15 protein-coding genes, 1 tRNA gene and 1 pseudogene are annotated in these 17764 nt (G+C 53.4%); 12 read left to right on the forward strand and 5 right to left on the reverse strand.

The window, feature by feature from the left end:
• Positions 1-1290, forward strand: a complete 1290-nt coding sequence (locus NK55_RS04415; RefSeq protein ID WP_024124592.1) for a dihydroorotase — start codon at positions 1-3, stop codon at positions 1288-1290.
• On the opposite strand, the gene fumC is transcribed toward NK55_RS04415, so the two are convergent.
• Positions 1218-2621 (reverse strand): class II fumarate hydratase, encoded by a 1404-nt coding sequence (gene fumC / locus NK55_RS04420; protein ID WP_024124593.1) that lies wholly within the window; start codon positions 2619-2621, stop codon positions 1218-1220. The two genes, NK55_RS04415 and fumC, sit on opposite strands and share 73 nt — an antisense overlap.
• Positions 2622-3080: 459 nt before the next feature.
• Here fumC and hisH point away from each other — a divergent pair, with 459 nt between their 5' ends.
• Positions 3081-3674: an imidazole glycerol phosphate synthase subunit HisH gene (hisH, locus tag NK55_RS04430; RefSeq protein WP_041429540.1), complete on the forward strand. Its 594-nt coding sequence runs from the start codon at positions 3081-3083 to the stop codon at positions 3672-3674.
• A gap of 74 nt (positions 3675-3748) precedes the next feature.
• Here the strand turns inward: hisH and NK55_RS04435 are convergent, their stop codons facing one another.
• Positions 3749-5053: a PrsW family glutamic-type intramembrane protease gene (locus NK55_RS04435; RefSeq protein ID WP_225871785.1), complete on the reverse strand. Its 1305-nt coding sequence runs from the start codon at positions 5051-5053 to the stop codon at positions 3749-3751.
• Between the two features lie 225 nt (positions 5054-5278).
• Here NK55_RS04435 and NK55_RS04440 point away from each other — a divergent pair.
• A tRNA-Ala gene (locus NK55_RS04440) sits at positions 5279-5351 on the forward strand.
• 424 nt (positions 5352-5775) lie between these two features.
• Here NK55_RS04440 and NK55_RS04445 read toward each other — a convergent pair.
• Together NK55_RS04445 and chlG are read right to left on the reverse strand one after the other, a co-directional pair.
• A complete protein-coding gene (locus NK55_RS04445; RefSeq protein WP_024124596.1) occupies positions 5776-6711 on the reverse strand; it encodes an RluA family pseudouridine synthase in 936 nt (311 codons plus the stop codon).
• A 9-nt stretch (positions 6712-6720) separates the two neighbouring features.
• A complete protein-coding gene (gene chlG, locus NK55_RS04450; RefSeq protein WP_024124597.1) occupies positions 6721-7716 on the reverse strand; it encodes a chlorophyll synthase ChlG in 996 nt (331 codons plus the stop codon).
• A gap of 205 nt (positions 7717-7921) precedes the next feature.
• Between chlG and NK55_RS12380 the strand changes: the two genes are divergently transcribed.
• From NK55_RS12380 to NK55_RS12685, 5 genes are all read left to right on the forward strand, one after another.
• Entirely contained in the window at positions 7922-10855 is a 2934-nt protein-coding gene (locus tag NK55_RS12380; RefSeq protein WP_024124598.1) for a CHASE2 domain-containing serine/threonine-protein kinase, read from the forward strand.
• Between the two features lie 139 nt (positions 10856-10994).
• Entirely contained in the window at positions 10995-11249 is a 255-nt protein-coding gene (psbE, locus tag NK55_RS04465; protein ID WP_024124599.1) for a cytochrome b559 subunit alpha, read from the forward strand.
• A 7-nt stretch (positions 11250-11256) separates the two neighbouring features.
• Entirely contained in the window at positions 11257-11394 is a 138-nt protein-coding gene (psbF, locus tag NK55_RS04470) for a cytochrome b559 subunit beta (protein WP_011057382.1), read from the forward strand.
• Between the two features lie 12 nt (positions 11395-11406).
• Positions 11407-11520 (forward strand): photosystem II reaction center protein L, encoded by a 114-nt coding sequence (locus NK55_RS04475; protein ID WP_011057383.1) that lies wholly within the window; start codon positions 11407-11409, stop codon positions 11518-11520.
• Between the two features lie 42 nt (positions 11521-11562).
• A complete protein-coding gene (locus NK55_RS12685) occupies positions 11563-11682 on the forward strand; it encodes a photosystem II reaction center protein J (RefSeq protein WP_071823295.1) in 120 nt (39 codons plus the stop codon).
• On the opposite strand, the pseudogene NK55_RS04480 reads toward NK55_RS12685, so the two are convergent.
• A pseudogene (locus tag NK55_RS04480) lies at positions 11679-12565 on the reverse strand (carbohydrate ABC transporter permease). The gene NK55_RS12685 and the pseudogene NK55_RS04480 sit on opposite strands and share 4 nt — an antisense overlap.
• 82 nt (positions 12566-12647) lie before the next feature.
• Here NK55_RS04480 and NK55_RS04485 point away from each other — a divergent pair.
• From NK55_RS04485 to NK55_RS12690, 4 genes are all read left to right on the forward strand, one after another.
• Positions 12648-13682, forward strand: a complete 1035-nt coding sequence (locus NK55_RS04485) for a ribose-phosphate pyrophosphokinase (RefSeq protein ID WP_051372882.1) — start codon at positions 12648-12650, stop codon at positions 13680-13682.
• Between the two features lie 36 nt (positions 13683-13718).
• Complete coding sequence (gene purH, locus NK55_RS04490; RefSeq protein ID WP_024124602.1) at positions 13719-15275, forward strand: bifunctional phosphoribosylaminoimidazolecarboxamide formyltransferase/IMP cyclohydrolase; 1557 nt, start codon at positions 13719-13721, stop codon at positions 15273-15275.
• A 9-nt stretch (positions 15276-15284) separates the two neighbouring features.
• Positions 15285-16379: a metallophosphoesterase gene (locus NK55_RS04495; RefSeq protein WP_024124603.1), complete on the forward strand. Its 1095-nt coding sequence runs from the start codon at positions 15285-15287 to the stop codon at positions 16377-16379.
• 110 nt (positions 16380-16489) lie between these two features.
• Positions 16490-17629 carry an AI-2E family transporter gene (locus tag NK55_RS12690; RefSeq protein WP_024124604.1) on the forward strand — a complete coding sequence of 380 codons (1140 nt, stop codon included), beginning with the start codon at positions 16490-16492 and terminating at the stop codon, positions 17627-17629.
• Positions 17630-17764: the final 135 nt, after the last annotated feature.

Below are 17764 nucleotides of genomic sequence, written 5' to 3' on the forward strand. Positions count from 1 at the left end.
ATGGTGTGGCGATTGTTGCAACAGGTGCGGCTGCTGGATCCCGTCAACCGCCAAGACCAACGCGCGGATGTGCTGCTAGAAGAGGATCAACTGGTGGCGATCGCCCCCGCAGCGATTCCCCCGGATGCCGAAGTTATTGATGCCTCAGACTGGGTTTTGGCACCGCCTCTGGTGGATCTCTACAGCCACAGTGGTCAACCGGGCTACGAGGCACGAGAAACCCTAGATAGCCTTTTGGCCGCCGCTGCTGCCGGGGGGGTGCAGTATTTAAACCTATTGCCCACCACGGAACCTGTGATTGATGATCCTGCCCTTTGGCAAGCACTACAACGGCAGATACCCCCCACCGCTTGGCCACAGGTACGGGTTTGGGGCGCACTCACCCAAGGATGCAAGGGAGCCGCCCTAACGAATTTAGCTGAACTGGCGGCCAGTGGTGTGGTTGGTTTTTGTGATGACCGCGGCTTGACCCATTGGCCCTTAGTACAGCGGGCACTAACCTATGTCCAGCCCCTGGGAAAACCCGTTGCCCTTTGGCCCTTTGATTCGGCCTTGGCGGCGAAGGGTGTGGCGCGGCAAAGTGGGGTTGCCACGCGTTTAGGCTTGGCGGAGCAACTGGTCTGCTGTGAAACCATTCCGCTATTGGCGATTTTGGAATTGGCACGCACGGTCTCAACGCCGATTCACCTAATGCGCCTGTCAACCGCTCGCAGTGTCGAGATTCTCGCTAAGGACAAACCCGAACAGGTGAGTGCCAGTGTGTGTTGGTTGCATCTACTTTTTGAGGTTGAGGACTTAGCCAACTACGATCCGAATCTCCGCCTTGACCCACCCCTAGGAACGGCCAGCGATCGCCAAGCGTTGATTGAAGGCATCAAAACGGGAATCATTGAGGCGATCGCCATTGACCACACCCCCCTGCTCTACGAAGAAAAAATGGTTTCCTTTGCCGAGGCACTCCCCGGCGCCATTGGCCTTGAATTAGCCCTACCGGCTCTGTGGCAGGAACTGGTTGCCAAGGAGTACGTGAGCGCCCTGCAGCTTTGGCACGCCCTCAGCACGGCACCGGCGCGTATTTTGGGCATGGAGCCACCCCGCCTAGAACCCCACAGTCGCAACTTTGTTCTCTTTGATTCCAGCGTTACTTGGACAGTCACGCCCCAAAGCCTGCGATCGCGCGCTCGCAACACCCCTTTTTGGCAACAATCCCTGCGGGGTCAACTGGTGCCCTTTTCGCCAAGCATCCGCTCTGGTCGTACCCACCGGTCAAACTCCTCAGCAGTGAGATAGCCCAATTCCACAGCCGCTTCCTTAAGGGTTTTACCCTCACTGTAGGCCTTTTTCGCGACTGCTGCCGCCTTGTCATAGCCTATGTGGGGATTGAGAGCCGTCACCAACATCAGCGATCGCTCCACATAGGTTTGAATTTGCTGCCGATTTGGCTCAACTCCCACCAAGCAATGGTCGGTAAACGATTGAACCGCATCACTCAGGAGGGCAATAGATTGCAGCACATTGTGAATGATCAAGGGCTTATAGACATTTAACTCAAAATTTCCTTGGCTGCCCGCTATTCCCACCGCTGCATCGTTGCCCATGACCTGAACGCACACCATCGTCAAGGCTTCGCATTGGGTGGGGTTCACCTTGCCGGGCATAATCGATGACCCCGGTTCATTGGCAGGTAACGTCAATTCCCCCAGACCACAGCGCGGTCCCGAGCCCAACCAACGAATATCGTTGGCTATTTTCATCAGTGCGGCAGCCAGGGTTTTGAGAGCACCACTGAGCATCACGAGGGGATCATGGGCTGCCAAGGCGGCAAAGGGATTTTCAGCTTTGCGAAAGGGATACCCCGTCATTTGGGCTAATTCTGCTGCCACGCGATCGCCAAAACCAGCGGGTGCATTCAACCCCGTCCCTACTGCTGTAGCGCCAATGGCAAGGGGATACAGATGCTGCAGGGCATATTCAATATGGGCTTGACCGGCCGCAATTTGACTGGCGTAACCAGTGAATTCCTGACCTAGGGTCAAGGGGACGGCATCCATTAAATGGGTACGGCCAATTTTGATAATCTCCGCAAAGGCAGCTGCCTTTTCCTGCAATACCGTCAAGAGATGGCGCAGCGTTGGCAGCAGGCGCTCCTGCAGGGCAAGGACTGTGGCAACATGCATGGCCGTGGGAAAGGTGTCATTGGAGGACTGGCTACAGTTCACATGATCGTTGGGATGGATGGGGCTTTTGCTCCCCTTCACTCCTCCCGCCAGCTCAATGGCACGGTTGGCAATTACCTCATTGACATTCATATTCGTTTGAGTGCCGCTACCCGTCTGCCAGATGGAGAGGGGAAACTGATCATCCCACTGTCCTGCAATGACTTCATCGGCGGCTTGAATAATCCATTTGGCTTTCTCAGGGTCTAAAACCCCCAAATCACGGTTGGCGATCGCCGCCGCCCTCTTGAGCCGTGCCATGGCATGGATCACCTCTAGGGGCATGGGCTGACTGCCAATGGCAAAGTACTTGAGGGAACGTGCCGTCTGAGCCCCCCAATAGCAATCCGCAGGCACCTCAACGGCACCGAGGGAATCGTATTCTAGGCGAGTTTCAGTTGTCATGCAGAACGATTCAACCAATCATTACAATCATTAATAGAGAATTATCCCAACTCACTGCCCATTCCTTCCTTGCGTGCCCCTTAAAGGACTTCATGGCTGACACCATGGTGCTTAAGACTGGCATATAGATAATTACAGATAATACAGACAATGTGGCGTTCCTCTCTAAAGGCTCTAGATTGCTGGGCAATCCTTGCCCAATATAAGCTGGCACAGACGGTTGATACTCTGACAAGCGAAGTAGGGGATCAACCGGTTTTAAGTCCTCAATCACCTCCTCAGGCATCGGAGGGGGAATTGTTCTCAGCGGAGGGCTCTTGCTTAGGCACTTTTGAGCACTTCAGGGTCCATAGTACAGCCCTTTTCAGGCGGTGGTGAACACCCCTGTAGAATTAGGTAGGGTTAATTTTGGGGGAATCTCCTGTGAGCGCACCAGCGATCGCCATCATTGACTACGATATGGGAAATTTGCACTCCGTCAGCAAAGCCCTTGAGGTCGTCGGCGCCAGCCCTCTCATTAGCGATCGCCCCTCGGAGATTTTCGCAGCGGATGCGGTGGTGCTTCCCGGCGTTGGTGCCTTTGATCCCGCCATGGCTCAGCTTCAAGAGCGAGAACTGGTGCCCGTCATTGAGCAGATCATTGCGCAGGGAATGCCCTTTTTGGGGATTTGCCTTGGTCTCCAAGTGCTCTTTGAATGTAGTGAAGAGGGAACAGAACCTGGCCTTGGTATTTTTGCAGGCAAAGTCAAACGCTTTCAGTCTGAACCCGGCCTCACAATCCCCCACATGGGCTGGAACCAACTGACCTTGACGCAATCCGCCTCTCCCCTTTGGCAACATCTACCACCGAGCCCTTGGGTCTATTTTGTCCACTCCTACTTTGTTGCCCCTGAGGATCCTTCATTAGTGGCGGCAACGGTGTGCCATGGTCGGCAAACGGTAACGGCAGCGATCGCCCGCAACAATCTATTTGCTTGTCAATTTCACCCCGAAAAGTCCGGTGCGGTGGGTCTGCAATTACTGCGCAACTTTGTTGCCTTGGCCAAAGATTGATAGCTAAGCTCTTGAGTCTTAAATCGATTGACGCCATTGAATTGACTCCATTGAAGCAGTGACAGCCAGTTGGCCTAACGGTACCCATAAAAGCGGGTGGCAAAGTTTTGCGATCGGGTAGGGGACAGTTGACGTGCTTTCAAAATAGCAGCGGTGAGAAAGACATAGGCGACAATCCCCACCACTGCCAAACCCATCGGACCAAAACGGGCAGCAGCCGTATTCCAAAGGGCGTGGAGGCCGGCGGCAAAACCAAGGCCAACGGTTAAAATCAAGGCAGCGCGACGGGGTCGCAAGACACTCAGCCCCACACAATAGCCTAAATAGCCCGTATAGGCCATATGTCCCGTCAATGAACCTAACACCCGCGGAATGAGCACTTGCAGACCGGCTAAATTACCAAATTGACCTGCAATACTGGGGACGTACTGCCCAAGGGTTTCTGTCCACGTAAAACCGAGGCCAGCAGCCGCTCCCAAAAGAATGCCATCTAGGGGTTCCCATACGCCCACCTTTTGTTTCCACGGACTAGGGAGCCATCGCCCCACCCCATAGGCCACGCCAATTGGTAAGGCCTTGAGTAGCTCTTCCATTAATCCGGCACCAATGAAGTTACGGCTGAATAACACCCAAAATGAAGGATGGGGCGGATGCAGTTGGCCGGGTAAGACGGTGCGGAAAAGATAGATCATGACTGGCAAAATCGGGCTTTGGAGAATCAAAATTTCCAGCGTCAAGGTGCCTAGTAAAACCCATATCGGTTTGGGTTTGCCACAGAGTTGATAGATGAAGTAATAGGCAGCACTCCCTAAGTAGAGCGCCAAGATGACTTTGAAGGCATCGGGGGAGCCGGCAGTGGCAAAGAGTAGGATGACCGCAATAACAGTAACCATCCCCGGTACCAGATAGGCTTTGCGTACCCAGTCGGGATGAATCGCAAAAATAGGCAGGAGTTGGGTGAGGGTGAGGGGTTGATCGGGCTGGGTGCTCACGACTTCGGTCAGGGGTAGGTATTCGAGGACAAATTCGGGTCCTTGGCGTCCTAATTGAATGCGATCGCCCGCATTGAGCACAGTTAAGGTTTCCACCCGCTGTTGATTGACATAGGTACCATTGACACTCCCCAGGTCAGCGATCGCCCACACGGGAATCGCGCCCCGCTTTTGACAGGTGAATTGGGCATGGTGGCGAGAAACAGAGGTATAGATGTGAGCGTCAAGGACAATATGACAAGTATCGGGATCGCGGCCAATGATCGTCACATCCTCTTGGGAGAGCCAAAACTGCCCCCTTTCAGGGGAGACTTGTCGCAGCACACCCGCATACTTCAGGGTTGGATTGAGGGGAGAGCGATCGCAATTCATTAGTACCCGTGTCAACTGCAAGGGGACGATGAGAATCCCAAAGTCCTACCTGCTTAGCACTCACACCCACTATACACTGGCCGCTTGATACTTCCTTATGATCGGGCTTTGATCGGGAGGGCGATCGCACCAGCACAGGGAACGGGAAAACTGGGGTAGCGCTTTTGAGTAGAGGTTTGCTTTATAACTAGGAGTTGACAAAGGTCAGTACTTTGGGTGATGATAAAGTTCTGCTGATTCGGGGCTATAGCTCAGTTGGTAGAGCACTTCAATGGCATTGAAGGGGTCAGCGGTTCGAATCCGCTTAGCTCCATCGAAATGAGTAAAGTTTCTTGTTTTTTCTCATTGCCCCCTAGGCACAGTCATTCAGCAGACTTTCGCTACTGTCGTCAAAGGATGAATGCGTAGCCCCCAATTTGAACTCAACCAAGTCTTGGAAACTATCCAAGGCATGCAGGCTGCTATTCAGACAATTCACAAAAGCTAGACATGCCACCGCGAACGAGCGCTTTCAATACCTTAAAAATTGATGCTCCTAAGTCAAAGCTAAAGCAGCCAATTAAGGTCGTGGAAGCTCAATGGGGACAGCCCATTGACACCCTTAAGTCACATTGCAGGACATCTCTAAACAGCACACAGGAACTGCTCCGCGGCCATGGGGCTTTCTTGTTGGACTATTGGTAGCCACTGGTAGCCACAGTGGGCTTGTTGGCAAGGCTTTTGATATTGGACTTGCCTCAACCTTGATTGAGGGCTTGCTGGCGCAATATTCGCAGTAGTTTTTCTAAATGCCCTGGGAGAGGAGCGATCGCCACAATCTCTTCGCCACTCCGGGGATGCTGCAATTGTAAGCGATAGGCATGGAGAGCTTGGCCGGGAAGCTTCACTTTTAGGGGGCTGCCGCGGCCATAGAGGGGATCCCCCAACAGCGGCCAACCTAAATGGGCCGCATGGACGCGGATTTGATGGGTGCGCCCCGTTTCTAGGCGAAACTCCACAAGCGCACAGTGGCGAAAGCGCTCCTTCACGTACCAGTGGGTAATGGCAGTGCGGCCTTTTTCAGGGGGCACTACCGCCATCTTTTTGCGATCCACCGGGTGACGACCCATGGGCGTCATGATGGTTCCACTGTCCTCGGGGGGTTGGCCATAGACAACACCAAGGTAGTGGCGCTGCATTTGCCGCGTTTTCAATTGCTGTTGCAAATGGTGTAGGGCAAACGCTGTTTTGGCGACAACCATCACCCCAGAGGTGTCTTTGTCTAGGCGATGCACAATCCCTGGTCGCTGGACACCACCAATGCCCGTCAAATCAGGACAATGAGCTAATAAGCCGTGAACTAGCGTGCCGTGGCTATGACCGGGGGCAGGATGCACCACTAAATCCACGGGTTTATTGAGAATCAGTAACTCCTCATCCTCGTAGAGAATACTCAGGGGCAGGGGTTCAGGGACTAGATCCAATGGCTCTGGCGTAGGGAGCACCACCTCCAGTACCTCACCACCACTGAGGGGCTGATTTTTGCGATCGCAAACTTGACCATTGAGGCGTACGTGGCCCCGTTGGATTAACTGCTGCCAGCGCGATCGCGAGAACTCAGGATGCTGTTGGGCAAGGAACGCATCGAGGCGATCGCCCCCCTTTTCGACCCTGAAGGTTAGCGATGTCGTCATGCCCCCCAACTACACCAGCGTATGCCCAAGGGCTAAACCCACCACTAGCATCCCTAAAACCAGAAAGGGTTGAGCACTGGCTTGGTACTTCACATCGTTTTTTAGGGGATCCCGCAGGAAGTACATATCCTGAAAGACAATTTGGGGAATAATCAGCAAAATCAGCAGCACAGCATAAAGATTGGCATGGATCGCCATCAGGTAGCCCGCAATCCCCAACTGGAAAACGTCAATCATCAGGACGCAGATCCAAGCTGCCGTGGTAATACCAAACATCACAGGCAGAGACGCCAAACCCAGTTGGCGATCGCCCTCGACGCTTTTGAAGTCATTGACAATGGCAATCCCCAAGCCCGCCAGACTGTAAATCAAGGTCAAGATCACAATTGTTGGCGTCAATTCACCAAAAAGGGCGTGACCTGCCCACCACGGTAGGGCCATGTAGCTTGCTCCGAGGGCATAATTTCCCAACCAACCATTCTTTTTTAGTTTCAGGGGCGGTGCAGAGTAAATATAGGCCAAAAAGCCCCCCAGCAAGGCAATTTTGGTCACGGGGAACGTGGGATGGTCAGCCCATAGATCGAGTAGAACCGCTACAGCCAAACCCGCAACAACAAGGAAAATAATCTGCGCCCGCACTTGATTCAGGGAAATGGCTCCCGAAGGAATGGGACGGTAAGGTTCATTGATCGCATCAATCTCGCGATCGTAGTAATCGTTGAGCGTTTGCGTATAGCCAGCCATCAAAGGCCCCGACAGGAACATACAGGTGGCTGCCTTGAGAATATCCTCCAGACTCCATGTAAATCCCCCCGAGGAGGCTGCACCACACACCACCCCCCAAATCAGGGGAATCCATGTAATTGGCTTCATTAATTGCAGGCGAATTTTCCAGATATTGGTCTCACCGCTTTTGGCACCCTTCATGCCCAGCAGTTGACGTGCCGCTGCTGTTGTACTTTCTGAAGAGGTTGGAGTCGTCGTTGAATCGGGGGTTTCCGTCATAGCGCTTGTTGTGCTCAGCAATCACCTCAATGATTATAGTCGTTTCACTTTCCTCCACCTAGGGGGATATTGTTTGCCTCTGGCGTGGGCAGGATGTTAAGAGTTGCCCTCCTCAATTTGCCGATCGCCCGTGGTGTAGGTCAGGATAGAAGCGAAACTGCTTTTAGGATCTTGCAGCGTCAGCGGAACAGTTCCAAGTTGTGCTATGACCCCTGTATCCATCCCTAATCATCTTAAACGTGCTTTACCGGCGGTTATTGCAACAGCAATTGCCACGCTGGGTGTCCTTGCCCTGCGGGTGGGTGGCTTCCTGCAACCCTTGGAATTAAAAGTCTATGACCAATGGCTGCGCTGGCGATCGACACCCGCCACCTCCCAGCGACTCCTGATTGTTGAGATTACCGAGGCAGACATTCAAGCCCTCAAGCAGTACCCAATTCCTGATGAAGTGCTCATTCAAGCTATCAATGAATTGCAGGAGTACCAACCTAGGGTCATTGGCATTGATATTTTTCGCGATTTTCCGGTTCCTGATCGCTTCAAATTGCCGACCGATGGGCTGCCCTCCCTCGGACGGATGATGATAACCCAACCCAACACCGTCATTGTCTGTAAAGTGGGAAGCAAAGCGGCTCCCGGCATTTCCCCCCCCGCTGGACTGCTGAATGATCAGGTGGGGTTTGCTGATATTCCCATTGATGATGATGGGGTGGTGCGCCGTGCTGTTTTAGCCACTCAACCAGAAGCTAGTGATCGCTGTTCTACCCCTCAATCCTTTGCCCTTGCCTTGGCGCGTCTTTTTCTGGGGGTTAATCCCCAATCCGTTACTCAAAACCGCCTTGACTTGGGAACCGCTCGCTTTCAGGCCTTAACCAGCAACTGGGGGGGCTACAACAACCTAGACGCCACCGGCTTTCAAATCCTGATCAACTATGCCCACCCAACCCAGCCCTATGAAACAGTCACCCTGAGCGAAGTGCTCAAGGGTCAAGTGCTGCCCTCCAAGGTGCGCGATCGCGCCGTCCTCATTGGCGTCACTGGCAGCAGCAGTAACGATAAATTTTTGATTCCAATTGCCCTGCTAGGGCAAACCAACCGCCTTACTCCCGGTGTTGTGGTTCAAGCAGCCATCCTTGAAGATTTGCTAGCAGCGGCTCTCGATAATCGCTCCCCCATTGGTACATGGCCACAGGCGGCGATCGCCCTTTGGATTCTCGCTTGGTCTGGCCTCGGTGCCCTGATTATTGCCAAGGGACACCGCTGGGTAATTGTGCCGCTATTGGTTGCTGGGGGACTGGGTCTAAGTGGTCTCACCTTTGTGCTCTTTTTACAGGGGAGTTGGATTCCGCTGGTGGCTCCTCTCGTTAGCTTTGGCAGTGCAGCGATTTTGATGCTTGGCTATCGCGCTTTGGGTCCTGCTGAATCAATCTCTACGCCAACGGCTGTCTCCAGTAGCCCCCTAGGAACTCCCTTGGAGTTAATCACTGGAGACATGGGTCAATTCACTCCACCTGAATCAGCCCCCCTTTCGCAAATTCCCGCAGTCTCCCCAACGGCAGTTTCTCGCCTCGAGACGGATACCAAGGCAACGGTGGTGCAACCGGAAACGGCAATTTCCTTGACCCCCATTGAACCCACCCCGCCCCCTGGGGATCAATCCCCCACAGCGCCGACTCTCCTCACCGCCGTCGCGGATCAAACTTCGCCCACAGAAAGTCGTCAGACACCACCACAACCTATTGCCGAGAGGGAAACCTTCTTAGTGGTTTACCCTGATGACGGTGCAACTTCCGCCACCAAATTACCAGAAACCCCTGAACCGACCCCTGTAGATCTTCCTGAAACCCTGGTGGGGGTTCCTGCCCCGCAGCCAACCGCTCCCTCAGCGATACCCCTAACACTGCCCCCTGATTTACCAGAAACCCAACTGCCGGTTCCCGAAGCCTTGAGAACAATGCCGCCGACCCCTAGCGTCCCCAGTGTTGATTTGCCTGAAACACCACTGACGCCACCAGAACCACTGACCACCCCAGAACTGACCTCGACACCATCCACCCCATTCACCACCAGGGTGGACTTGCCTGAAACCCAATTGTCAACCCCAGATGCCCCTAGGGGAGAGCGGTCGGAAAGAGAGCCATCTAACCCTGACCTCTTGACCTCGATGCCTGCGGAGCCCACCCCGCTTTCAGGGATGATTCCCCCCAGGACAGTCCCCTCCCCTCCACCCCCAACCACAGAAACGCAAGAAACGCAAACACCGACTGGCACCGAGCCCAAAACCACCGCCATTTCTGACATCGCCACAGAACCCAGTGAACCGCTGCCACAAACGGTTGGCGGACGCTACCGAGTCCTGAGTCAACTGGGGCAAGGTGGATTTGGCCGCACGTTCTTGGCTGCGGATTTACACCTGCCGGATCATCCGATTTGCGTCGTCAAGCAGTTGGTGCCCTCCCGTAAGGATGAACGCTTTTTGGCCATTGCCCGTCGCCTCTTTCAGCGGGAAGCAGAAACCTTAGCCCAATTGGGTGAGCACCAGCGCATCCCTCGATTACTGGCCTACTTTGAGGAGGGGGGATATTTCTATCTCACCCAAGAGTATGTGGATGGCGAATCCCTCAAAGAGGAGTTTGAAAAGAAAGTTACTCTCTCCCAAGGGGAAGCGGTTGTGATTCTCAAGAGTATTCTGGAAATTTTGCAGTACGTGCATCAGTTTGGCGTCGTGCATCGGGATATTAAGCCCGCCAACATCATACGCCGCCGCAGTGATCAACAGCTGTTTTTGATTGACTTTGGCGCAGTCCGCCATGTCCAGCCAGAGGATCTGCTCCAGCATGGCAAATACACGATCTCGATTGGTACCCGTGGTTATGCGCCTAGCGAGCAAATGGCAGGACGCCCCGTGATTGCCAGTGATATTTACTCTTTGGGCATGGTAATTGTTGAAGGTCTGACGGGGCTCGCTCCGATGGATTTACCCTCTGATCCCCACAGTGGTGATATTGTCTGGCAGCCGGGACGGCATCTTTCGCCGCAGTTTGTTGCCATTATCAATAAAATGATCAAGTATAACTTTCGCGATCGCTACCAGAGTGCTGTGGAAGTGCTCACTGACCTCGCCAAAGCTGGTTTATAGCCTCAAAGATGGTATGTTCTTGCCTGAGGGAACAGGTGTGGGCTTCCGATGGCCAAAGCTCAATCCTTGTGAAAAAAGGCTGTATGATAGAAAGTAGCGTTTCCTTTTTTAACATTAGACACTTTGGAGGCATCGCAACGTGGCTGGAACGACAGGAGAACGACCATTTTCCGACATTATTACCAGTGTCCGTTATTGGGTGATTCATAGCATCACCATTCCGGCGTTGTTCATTGCTGGCTGGCTCTTTGTCAGCACCGGTTTGGCCTATGATGTGTTTGGCACACCACGCCCCGATAGCTACTATGCTCAGGAACAGCGGTCGATTCCTCTGGTGACCGATCGCTTTGAAGCCAAACAACAAGTCGAAACCTTCTTAGAAGAGTTGAAGTAGGATTGCCATGACCAGTAACACACCCAATCAAGAACCCGTTTCTTACCCAATTTTTACGGTCCGCTGGGTGGCCGTTCACACTCTCGCTGTGCCCACGATTTTCTTCCTCGGGGCGATCGCGGCAATGCAGTTTATCCAACGTTAGGAGGGTGCACCCATGGAACCGAATCCCAATCGTCAGCCGGTCGAACTGAATCGCACCTCCCTGTACCTAGGGTTGCTGCTGATCTTGGTTCTTGCGTTGCTCTTTTCAAGCTACTTCTTTAACTAAATTTCTGCATCTATAACTGAATCTGCTTAGGAGGAATTGATGATGTCTGAAGGCGGACGCATTCCCCTCTGGATTGTGGCTACAGTGGCCGGCATGGGAGTGATTGTGATTGTGGGGCTGTTCTTCTACGGTGCTTACGCTGGTCTGGGCTCCTCTCTCTAGAGATTGGGGTCTTGACGCGTGCGCAATTGTAGCCACAGGAGTCCAAGGGTAACCCCCAAAAGCAGCGTTGCTGCAGCAGCCGCATAGCCAAAGTCAAATAATGCAAACGCCTGTTGGTAAATATAAAATACCAGCAGGTTTGTTGTATCCAGGGGGCCGCCACCCGTTACCACATAGACCTGCTCAAAACTGCGTAACGTGAAAATCGTTGTTGTTACAAACACTAGAACTAAAGTGGGTCGCAGCCCCGGCAGCGTAATGTGGCGAAATTGTTGCCAAGCATTGGCACCATCGAGAAGTGCGGCTTCATAGCGATCGCGGGGAATCGTTTGCAGCCCCGCCAAAAAGACAACCAAATTAAATCCCAACTGCTTCCAGCTACTGAGCAAAATCAGCACTGGCATTGCCCAGGTCGGATCACTGAGCCAAGCAATCGGTTGCCCCCCGAAGGTTTGTACCAGTTGATTCACGGGGCCGTCGGTTTGAAACAGCCACCGAAACCCTAGGCCTGCGGCCACAATTGAGGTCATAGTGGGTAAAAAGTAGGCCGTACGGAGCCAATCCCGTCCCTTGATCCCTTGGTTGAGACCCACCGCCAAGAATAAGGGCAGCACCATCGTCGGTAGCACCGTTGCCACTGTGAAATAGAGAGTATTGCCAATCACCTGCCAAAAGTCTGGACTGAGGAGTAACTGTTGATAATTGTGCAGGCCAACCCAACGCGCCCCCTCTTGACTAAAACCACCCGTCGTAAAACTGAGATAGACAAGGTACAAAATTGGCAAAAAACAAAAATTGTCAGAAACAAAAGTGCAGGTAGAAGGAATAACCAAGCTACCCCGGTTGATGACAAAAAACATTCCCCAATCGTAGGAATTGCGATCGCGCCATTAGCAAAGATGATGACCTCAAAATTTCGTCTGGCTATAAATTCAATCCTAGGGGAGTGGCGCCCGAAATTGGAAATGATAAGATCAAAATCAAAACGCACGCCAGCTTGGGGAGATGCTGTGATTCACACTGCGCCATTGCCCACGACTAGCCCCTCTCACATTTCTGACCATAGTCGTCTAAAGCTGTTTTCGGGTTCTGCCAACATTGCCCTTGCTCAGGAAATTGCCTGCTACCTTGGTATTGATCTCGGCCCAATGGTGCGTAAGCGATTTGCCGATGGCGAGCTGTATGTGCAGATTCAAGAGTCGATTCGCGGTTGTGATGTCTACCTGATTCAGCCCTGTTGCCGACCTGTCAATGACCACCTGATGGAACTGCTGATCATGGTGGATGCCTGCCGCCGCGCCTCAGCTCGTCAAGTGACTGCAGTGATTCCCTACTATGGCTATGCCCGTGCCGATCGCAAGACAGCAGGCCGCGAATCCATTACCGCCAAACTAGTGGCCAACCTGATTACCCAAGCAGGTGCCAGTCGTGTCTTGGCTATGGACCTGCACTCAGCCCAAATTCAAGGCTACTTCGACATTCCCGTGGATCACGTCTATGGTTCACCCGTGCTCCTTGACTACCTGCGCAGCAAAAATCTAGAGGATATTGTGGTGGTCTCACCGGATGTGGGTGGAGTAGCGCGGGCCCGTGCCTTTGCCAATAAGCTTGATGATGCGCCCCTAGCGATTATTGATAAGCGCCGCCAAGCCCACAATGTGGCCGAGGTGATGAATGTGGTGGGTGATGTTAAGGGCAAAACAGCGGTACTCGTGGATGACATGATTGATACAGCCGGCACCATTTTAGAGGGGGCGCGACTCCTACGCCGCGAAGGTGCCAAAGAAGTCTATGCCTGTGCCACCCATGCCGTCTTTTCGCCACCGGCGATTGAGCGGCTCCAAGGGGGCGATTTTGAAGAGGTGATTGTGACCAATACGATCCCTGTGCCGGAAACGCAACGCTTTCCCCAGCTCACGGTGCTCTCGGTGGCTAGTATTCTTGGAGAAACCATTTGGCGGATCCATGAAGATAGCTCTGTGAGCAGCATGTTCCGCTAAAATAGGGGTTCTTGGTCGCCGAGGAGGATTGCAGGCATGGGGCGAATTGCCTTGCTCAGCACCAGTAATAAGCAGGGGCTGGTGGAGTTGGCTACGGCCTTGGTGCAGGAGTTTGGCTTTACGCTCCTGAGTAGTGGTGGCACCGCAAAGACCTTGCAGGCGGCGGGGATTCCTGTGACAACAGTCTCTGAGTACACAGGGGCACCAGAAATTCTTGGTGGACGGGTCAAGACCCTGCACCCGAAAATCCATGGCGGCATTTTGGCACGGCGCGATCGCCCCCAAGACGAGGCCGATCTGCAAGCCCAAGCCATTCATCCCATTGATTTAGTGGTTGTTAACCTCTACCCCTTTGCCGAAACAATTGCCCAACCCAACGTCACCCTTGCCGAGGCCATCGAGCAAATTGATATTGGTGGGCCGACGCTGATTCGCGCTGCCGCGAAAAACCATGCCCATGTGACAGTGTTGGTAGATCCCAGTCAGTATGAAACTTACCTTCAGGAATTACGATTATACGGGGAAGCCCAACCTGCCTTCCGCCTAGCCTGTGCCCAACAAGCGTTTGCTCTAACAGCCAGTTACGATCAGGCGATCGCTGAGTATCTTCAAGAAATAACGTCCGCCGGTACGGAACCAGACATTCTCCCCCCCGTTTTTCACCTCACCGGACGGCAAAAACAAGTCCTGCGCTATGGCGAAAACCCCCATCAACGGGCTTCTTGGTACATCCGTGGGGCACACCCCAGGGGTTGGGCCGCTGCCCACCTGCTCCAGGGAAAAGAACTCAGTTACAATAACCTGCTAGATTTAGAAGCCGCACGGGCAGTGATCAGTGAATTCCTAGGGGACAGTGCCCCCGCTGCCGTCATTATTAAACACACCAATCCCTGTGGCGTCGCTGAAGGCAAAACCCTAGTGGAAGCCTATGAACGGGCCTTTGCAGCCGATAGTGTCTCTGCCTTTGGCGGTATTGTTGCCCTAAACCGCCCCTTGGATGTGGCCACTGCTGAAGCCTTAACCCGTACTTTTTTAGAGTGTGTGGTGGCTCCCGCCTGTGAGGAAGCGGCACTGCCGATCCTGAAAACCAAGCCCAAGATGCGGGTTCTCACCTTACCTGAGTTGCATACTGCTCCGACCACGGCAATTCAAACCATTGCCGGCGGCTTTCTTGTCCAAGATATTCACCCCCTCCCCATTGATCCAGAGGCATGGCAGGTGGTCACAGCCACTGAACCCAGCCCAGAGTTGATGGCGGAACTGATCTTTGCCTGGAAAGTTGTGAAGCACGTCAAGTCCAATGCCATTGTTGTCAGTCGCGATCGCCAAACCCAAGGGATTGGGGCTGGTCAAATGAATCGGGTCGGTGCTGTGGAAATTGCCCTCAGTCATGCTGGTGAGGCGGCGCGGGGGGGAGTGCTGGCCAGTGATGGCTTCTTCCCTTTTGCCGATTCTGTGGAAGCGGCTGCCCTTGCCGGTATTGCTGCCATTATTCAACCGGGGGGCAGTCTGCGCGATAGTGAATCTATCGAAGCAGCTAATGCAGCGGGAATTGCTATGGTCTTTACCAACCGGCGACACTTCCGCCACTAGGAAAGCGCAATGGCAGTGCGGCTTGGCATTATCAGTGATCCCCACATTGCCCTGCCGGAGACAATTCCGACAGATTACCCGCCTATTTTTCTTTATGAAATTAGTATCCCTGCCTTTGAAGCCGCCGTCACCCATCTCCTTGATCTCGGCATTGATGCCCTGCTGATTCCTGGCGACCTGACACGGGATGGTGAAGTGGCAAACCACCACTGGCTCAGTACCTATTTACAAACACTGTCGGTGCCCTGTTATGTGATTCCCGGAAACCACGATGTGCCTCTACCGCTAGGGGACAACAGCCGCATTGGCTGGGCTGACTTTCCCCAGTGGTATGCCCATGCGGGCTATGGCAACGCTGGCAAGCATTACTACCAAGCCCTACTTGCAGAAAATCTGCAACTGATTGCCCTCAACTCCAACCAATTCAGTCCAACAGGACAACAGCTGGGAGTCGTCGATCAAGGGCAGTTGGCATGGTTAGCGGCTCTATTGGCAGAACCCTTTGCCGGACTACGCCTGGTCATGATTCACCACAATGTCCTTGAGCACTGGCCACAGCAGAGCCAAAGCCCGATGGGGCAGCGCTACCTCTTGGAGAATCGGGCAGAGCTATTGAACCTGTTGCGCTCGGCGGGGGTGGCGTTGGTCTTAACCGGACATCTCCATGTCCAAGACATTGCCTATGAGCAGGGGTTGTTTGACCTAACGACCGGTTCCCTCGTCAGCTATCCCCATCCCTATCGTCGTCTCATTTTGCAGGAACACCCCCAAGGGGGCTGGCAGGTGGCCGTGGAATCCTACCGCATTGAATCCCTGAAGGCCTATCCCACCTTGAGTGACCTCTCCCGCCAATGGATGCTGCAGCGCGGCGCGGGGTTTATGGTGCGCTTTCTGACATTGCCGCCCTTTAATTTATCGGAAACTGAGGCCAAGCCCCTCGCCCAAGCCCTATCCTCCCTCTGGCCAGACATTGCCCAAGGAGATACCCAAGTCATGCTACCGACTTTACCGGAACCCTTGGCCGCCTACTTTGCTCAGTTTAACCACAGGCCACCAAGGGAGCATCCCCAGCTCCGGGACAACAATACAGTCTTTGTGATTTAAGTCTTTGCGATTTAGCTGATGCAAATTCCCTTTGCTTTCCCTTTGCTTTGACGGCATTGTCCCAAAACCTGTTCTAATAGGGGGTTGAGGCAGGAATTGGATGCAAAGTAGTGACATTTGGTCAGTGGATTGGCTTGCTGGTACTGGGGATGTGTCTTTACATCCTCTGGGAAATTCGCCAAGTGTTACTCTTGGTCTTTTTGGCGGTAGTCTTGGCAACGGCCCTCAACTGGCTGCAACTGCGGCTCCAAGGCTGGGGACTGCAACGGGGGCGGGCGATCGCCATCAGTATTAGCTTGACTTTCCTGATCATCTTTGGCTTCTTTTGGATGATTATTCCTCCCTTTTTACAGGAAGCGCAGCAACTGGGTGTGTTGATTCCCAAGGGTCTAGAACGGGTGGAAGCATGGCTGGATGGCATGGCTCATCTCTTACCCAGTGGTGGCCTTGACGACACACCGATGATCAATCGACTGATCGCCCAATTGGAACCATTTCTCCAGCAAATCCTTAACAATTTCTTTGCTCTGTTTTCCAATACCCTGGCGGTCTTACTGAATACGCTGTTGGTCCTGGTGCTGACGGTGATGCTAGTGATTGATCCTCAGCCCTATCGCCGAGGGTTTATTCGCCTGTTTCCAGCATTTTACCGTTCTCGCATTGACACCATCCTCAGGGAAAGTGAACAGGCACTCTTGGCTTGGCTAGCAGGGACAGGCTTGAATATGGTGGTGATTGGCGTCGTCAGTGGCCTTGCGCTGGCTCTATTGGGAGTGCGGTTGGTCTTAGCCAATGCCTTCCTCGCAGGACTTCTAGAAGCTATTCCCAATATCGGCCCTGCCCTCAGTGTAATTCCGCCAATGATTATTGCGTTTATTGATGATCCATGGCAGTCGGTGGCTGTTCTCATTGCCTACATTCTGATTCAACAGTTGGAACAATACCTGCTGGTGCCCGTTGTCATGGCCAAACAGGTGGCTCTACTGCCTGCTGTGACGCTGGTGTCCCAAATTATTTTTGCTATCTTCTTTGGTTTTCTAGGCTTACTACTGGCACTGCCTCTAGTGATTGTGGGTCAGATTTGGTTTACGGAAATTGTGCTCAAGGACATTCTGGATCGCTGGCAGGCCAGCCCGCCACCTGAAGTGTCAAATCCACCAATTTTGCCCCTGCCCCCGGCGAGCCCACCTGCTCCCGCAAGTCCTGCCGCATCTGCTCCAATTTCTGAGGATGATTCAGTAGATCAATAATTTGTTGGGCAACGGTCTGCGGGTCAATGGGACCCACCAGCTCTGGGACAATTTCTCTGCCTGCCCAGATATTAGGCCACGCCTTGTAGCCGAGACCCTGTTTCACCAAGTCCCAATCTATCTCTGGCGATCGCC

The sequence above is a fragment of the Thermosynechococcus sp. NK55a genome, assembly GCF_000505665.1.
Taxonomy (GTDB): domain Bacteria; phylum Cyanobacteriota; class Cyanobacteriia; order Thermosynechococcales; family Thermosynechococcaceae; genus Thermosynechococcus.

Coding starts and splice junctions, on each gene's coding strand:
- NK55_RS04415 (WP_024124592.1), top strand. CDS start 1: ATGGTGTGGCGATTGTTGCAACAGGTGCGGCTGCTGGATCCCGTCAAC.
- fumC (WP_024124593.1), bottom strand. CDS start 2,621: ATGACAACTGAAACTCGCCTAGAATACGATTCCCTCGGTGCCGTTGAG.
- hisH (WP_041429540.1), top strand. CDS start 3,081: ATGGGAAATTTGCACTCCGTCAGCAAAGCCCTTGAGGTCGTCGGCGCC.
- NK55_RS04445 (WP_024124596.1), bottom strand. CDS start 6,711: ATGACGACATCGCTAACCTTCAGGGTCGAAAAGGGGGGCGATCGCCTC.
- chlG (WP_024124597.1), bottom strand. CDS start 7,716: ATGACGGAAACCCCCGATTCAACGACGACTCCAACCTCTTCAGAAAGT.
- NK55_RS12380 (WP_024124598.1), top strand. CDS start 7,922: ATGACCCCTGTATCCATCCCTAATCATCTTAAACGTGCTTTACCGGCG.
- psbF (WP_011057382.1), top strand. CDS start 11,257: ATGACCAGTAACACACCCAATCAAGAACCCGTTTCTTACCCAATTTTT.
- NK55_RS04475 (WP_011057383.1), top strand. CDS start 11,407: ATGGAACCGAATCCCAATCGTCAGCCGGTCGAACTGAATCGCACCTCC.
- NK55_RS12685 (WP_071823295.1), top strand. CDS start 11,563: ATGTCTGAAGGCGGACGCATTCCCCTCTGGATTGTGGCTACAGTGGCC.
- NK55_RS04485 (WP_051372882.1), top strand. CDS start 12,648: ATGATAAGATCAAAATCAAAACGCACGCCAGCTTGGGGAGATGCTGTG.
- purH (WP_024124602.1), top strand. CDS start 13,719: ATGGGGCGAATTGCCTTGCTCAGCACCAGTAATAAGCAGGGGCTGGTG.
- NK55_RS04495 (WP_024124603.1), top strand. CDS start 15,285: ATGGCAGTGCGGCTTGGCATTATCAGTGATCCCCACATTGCCCTGCCG.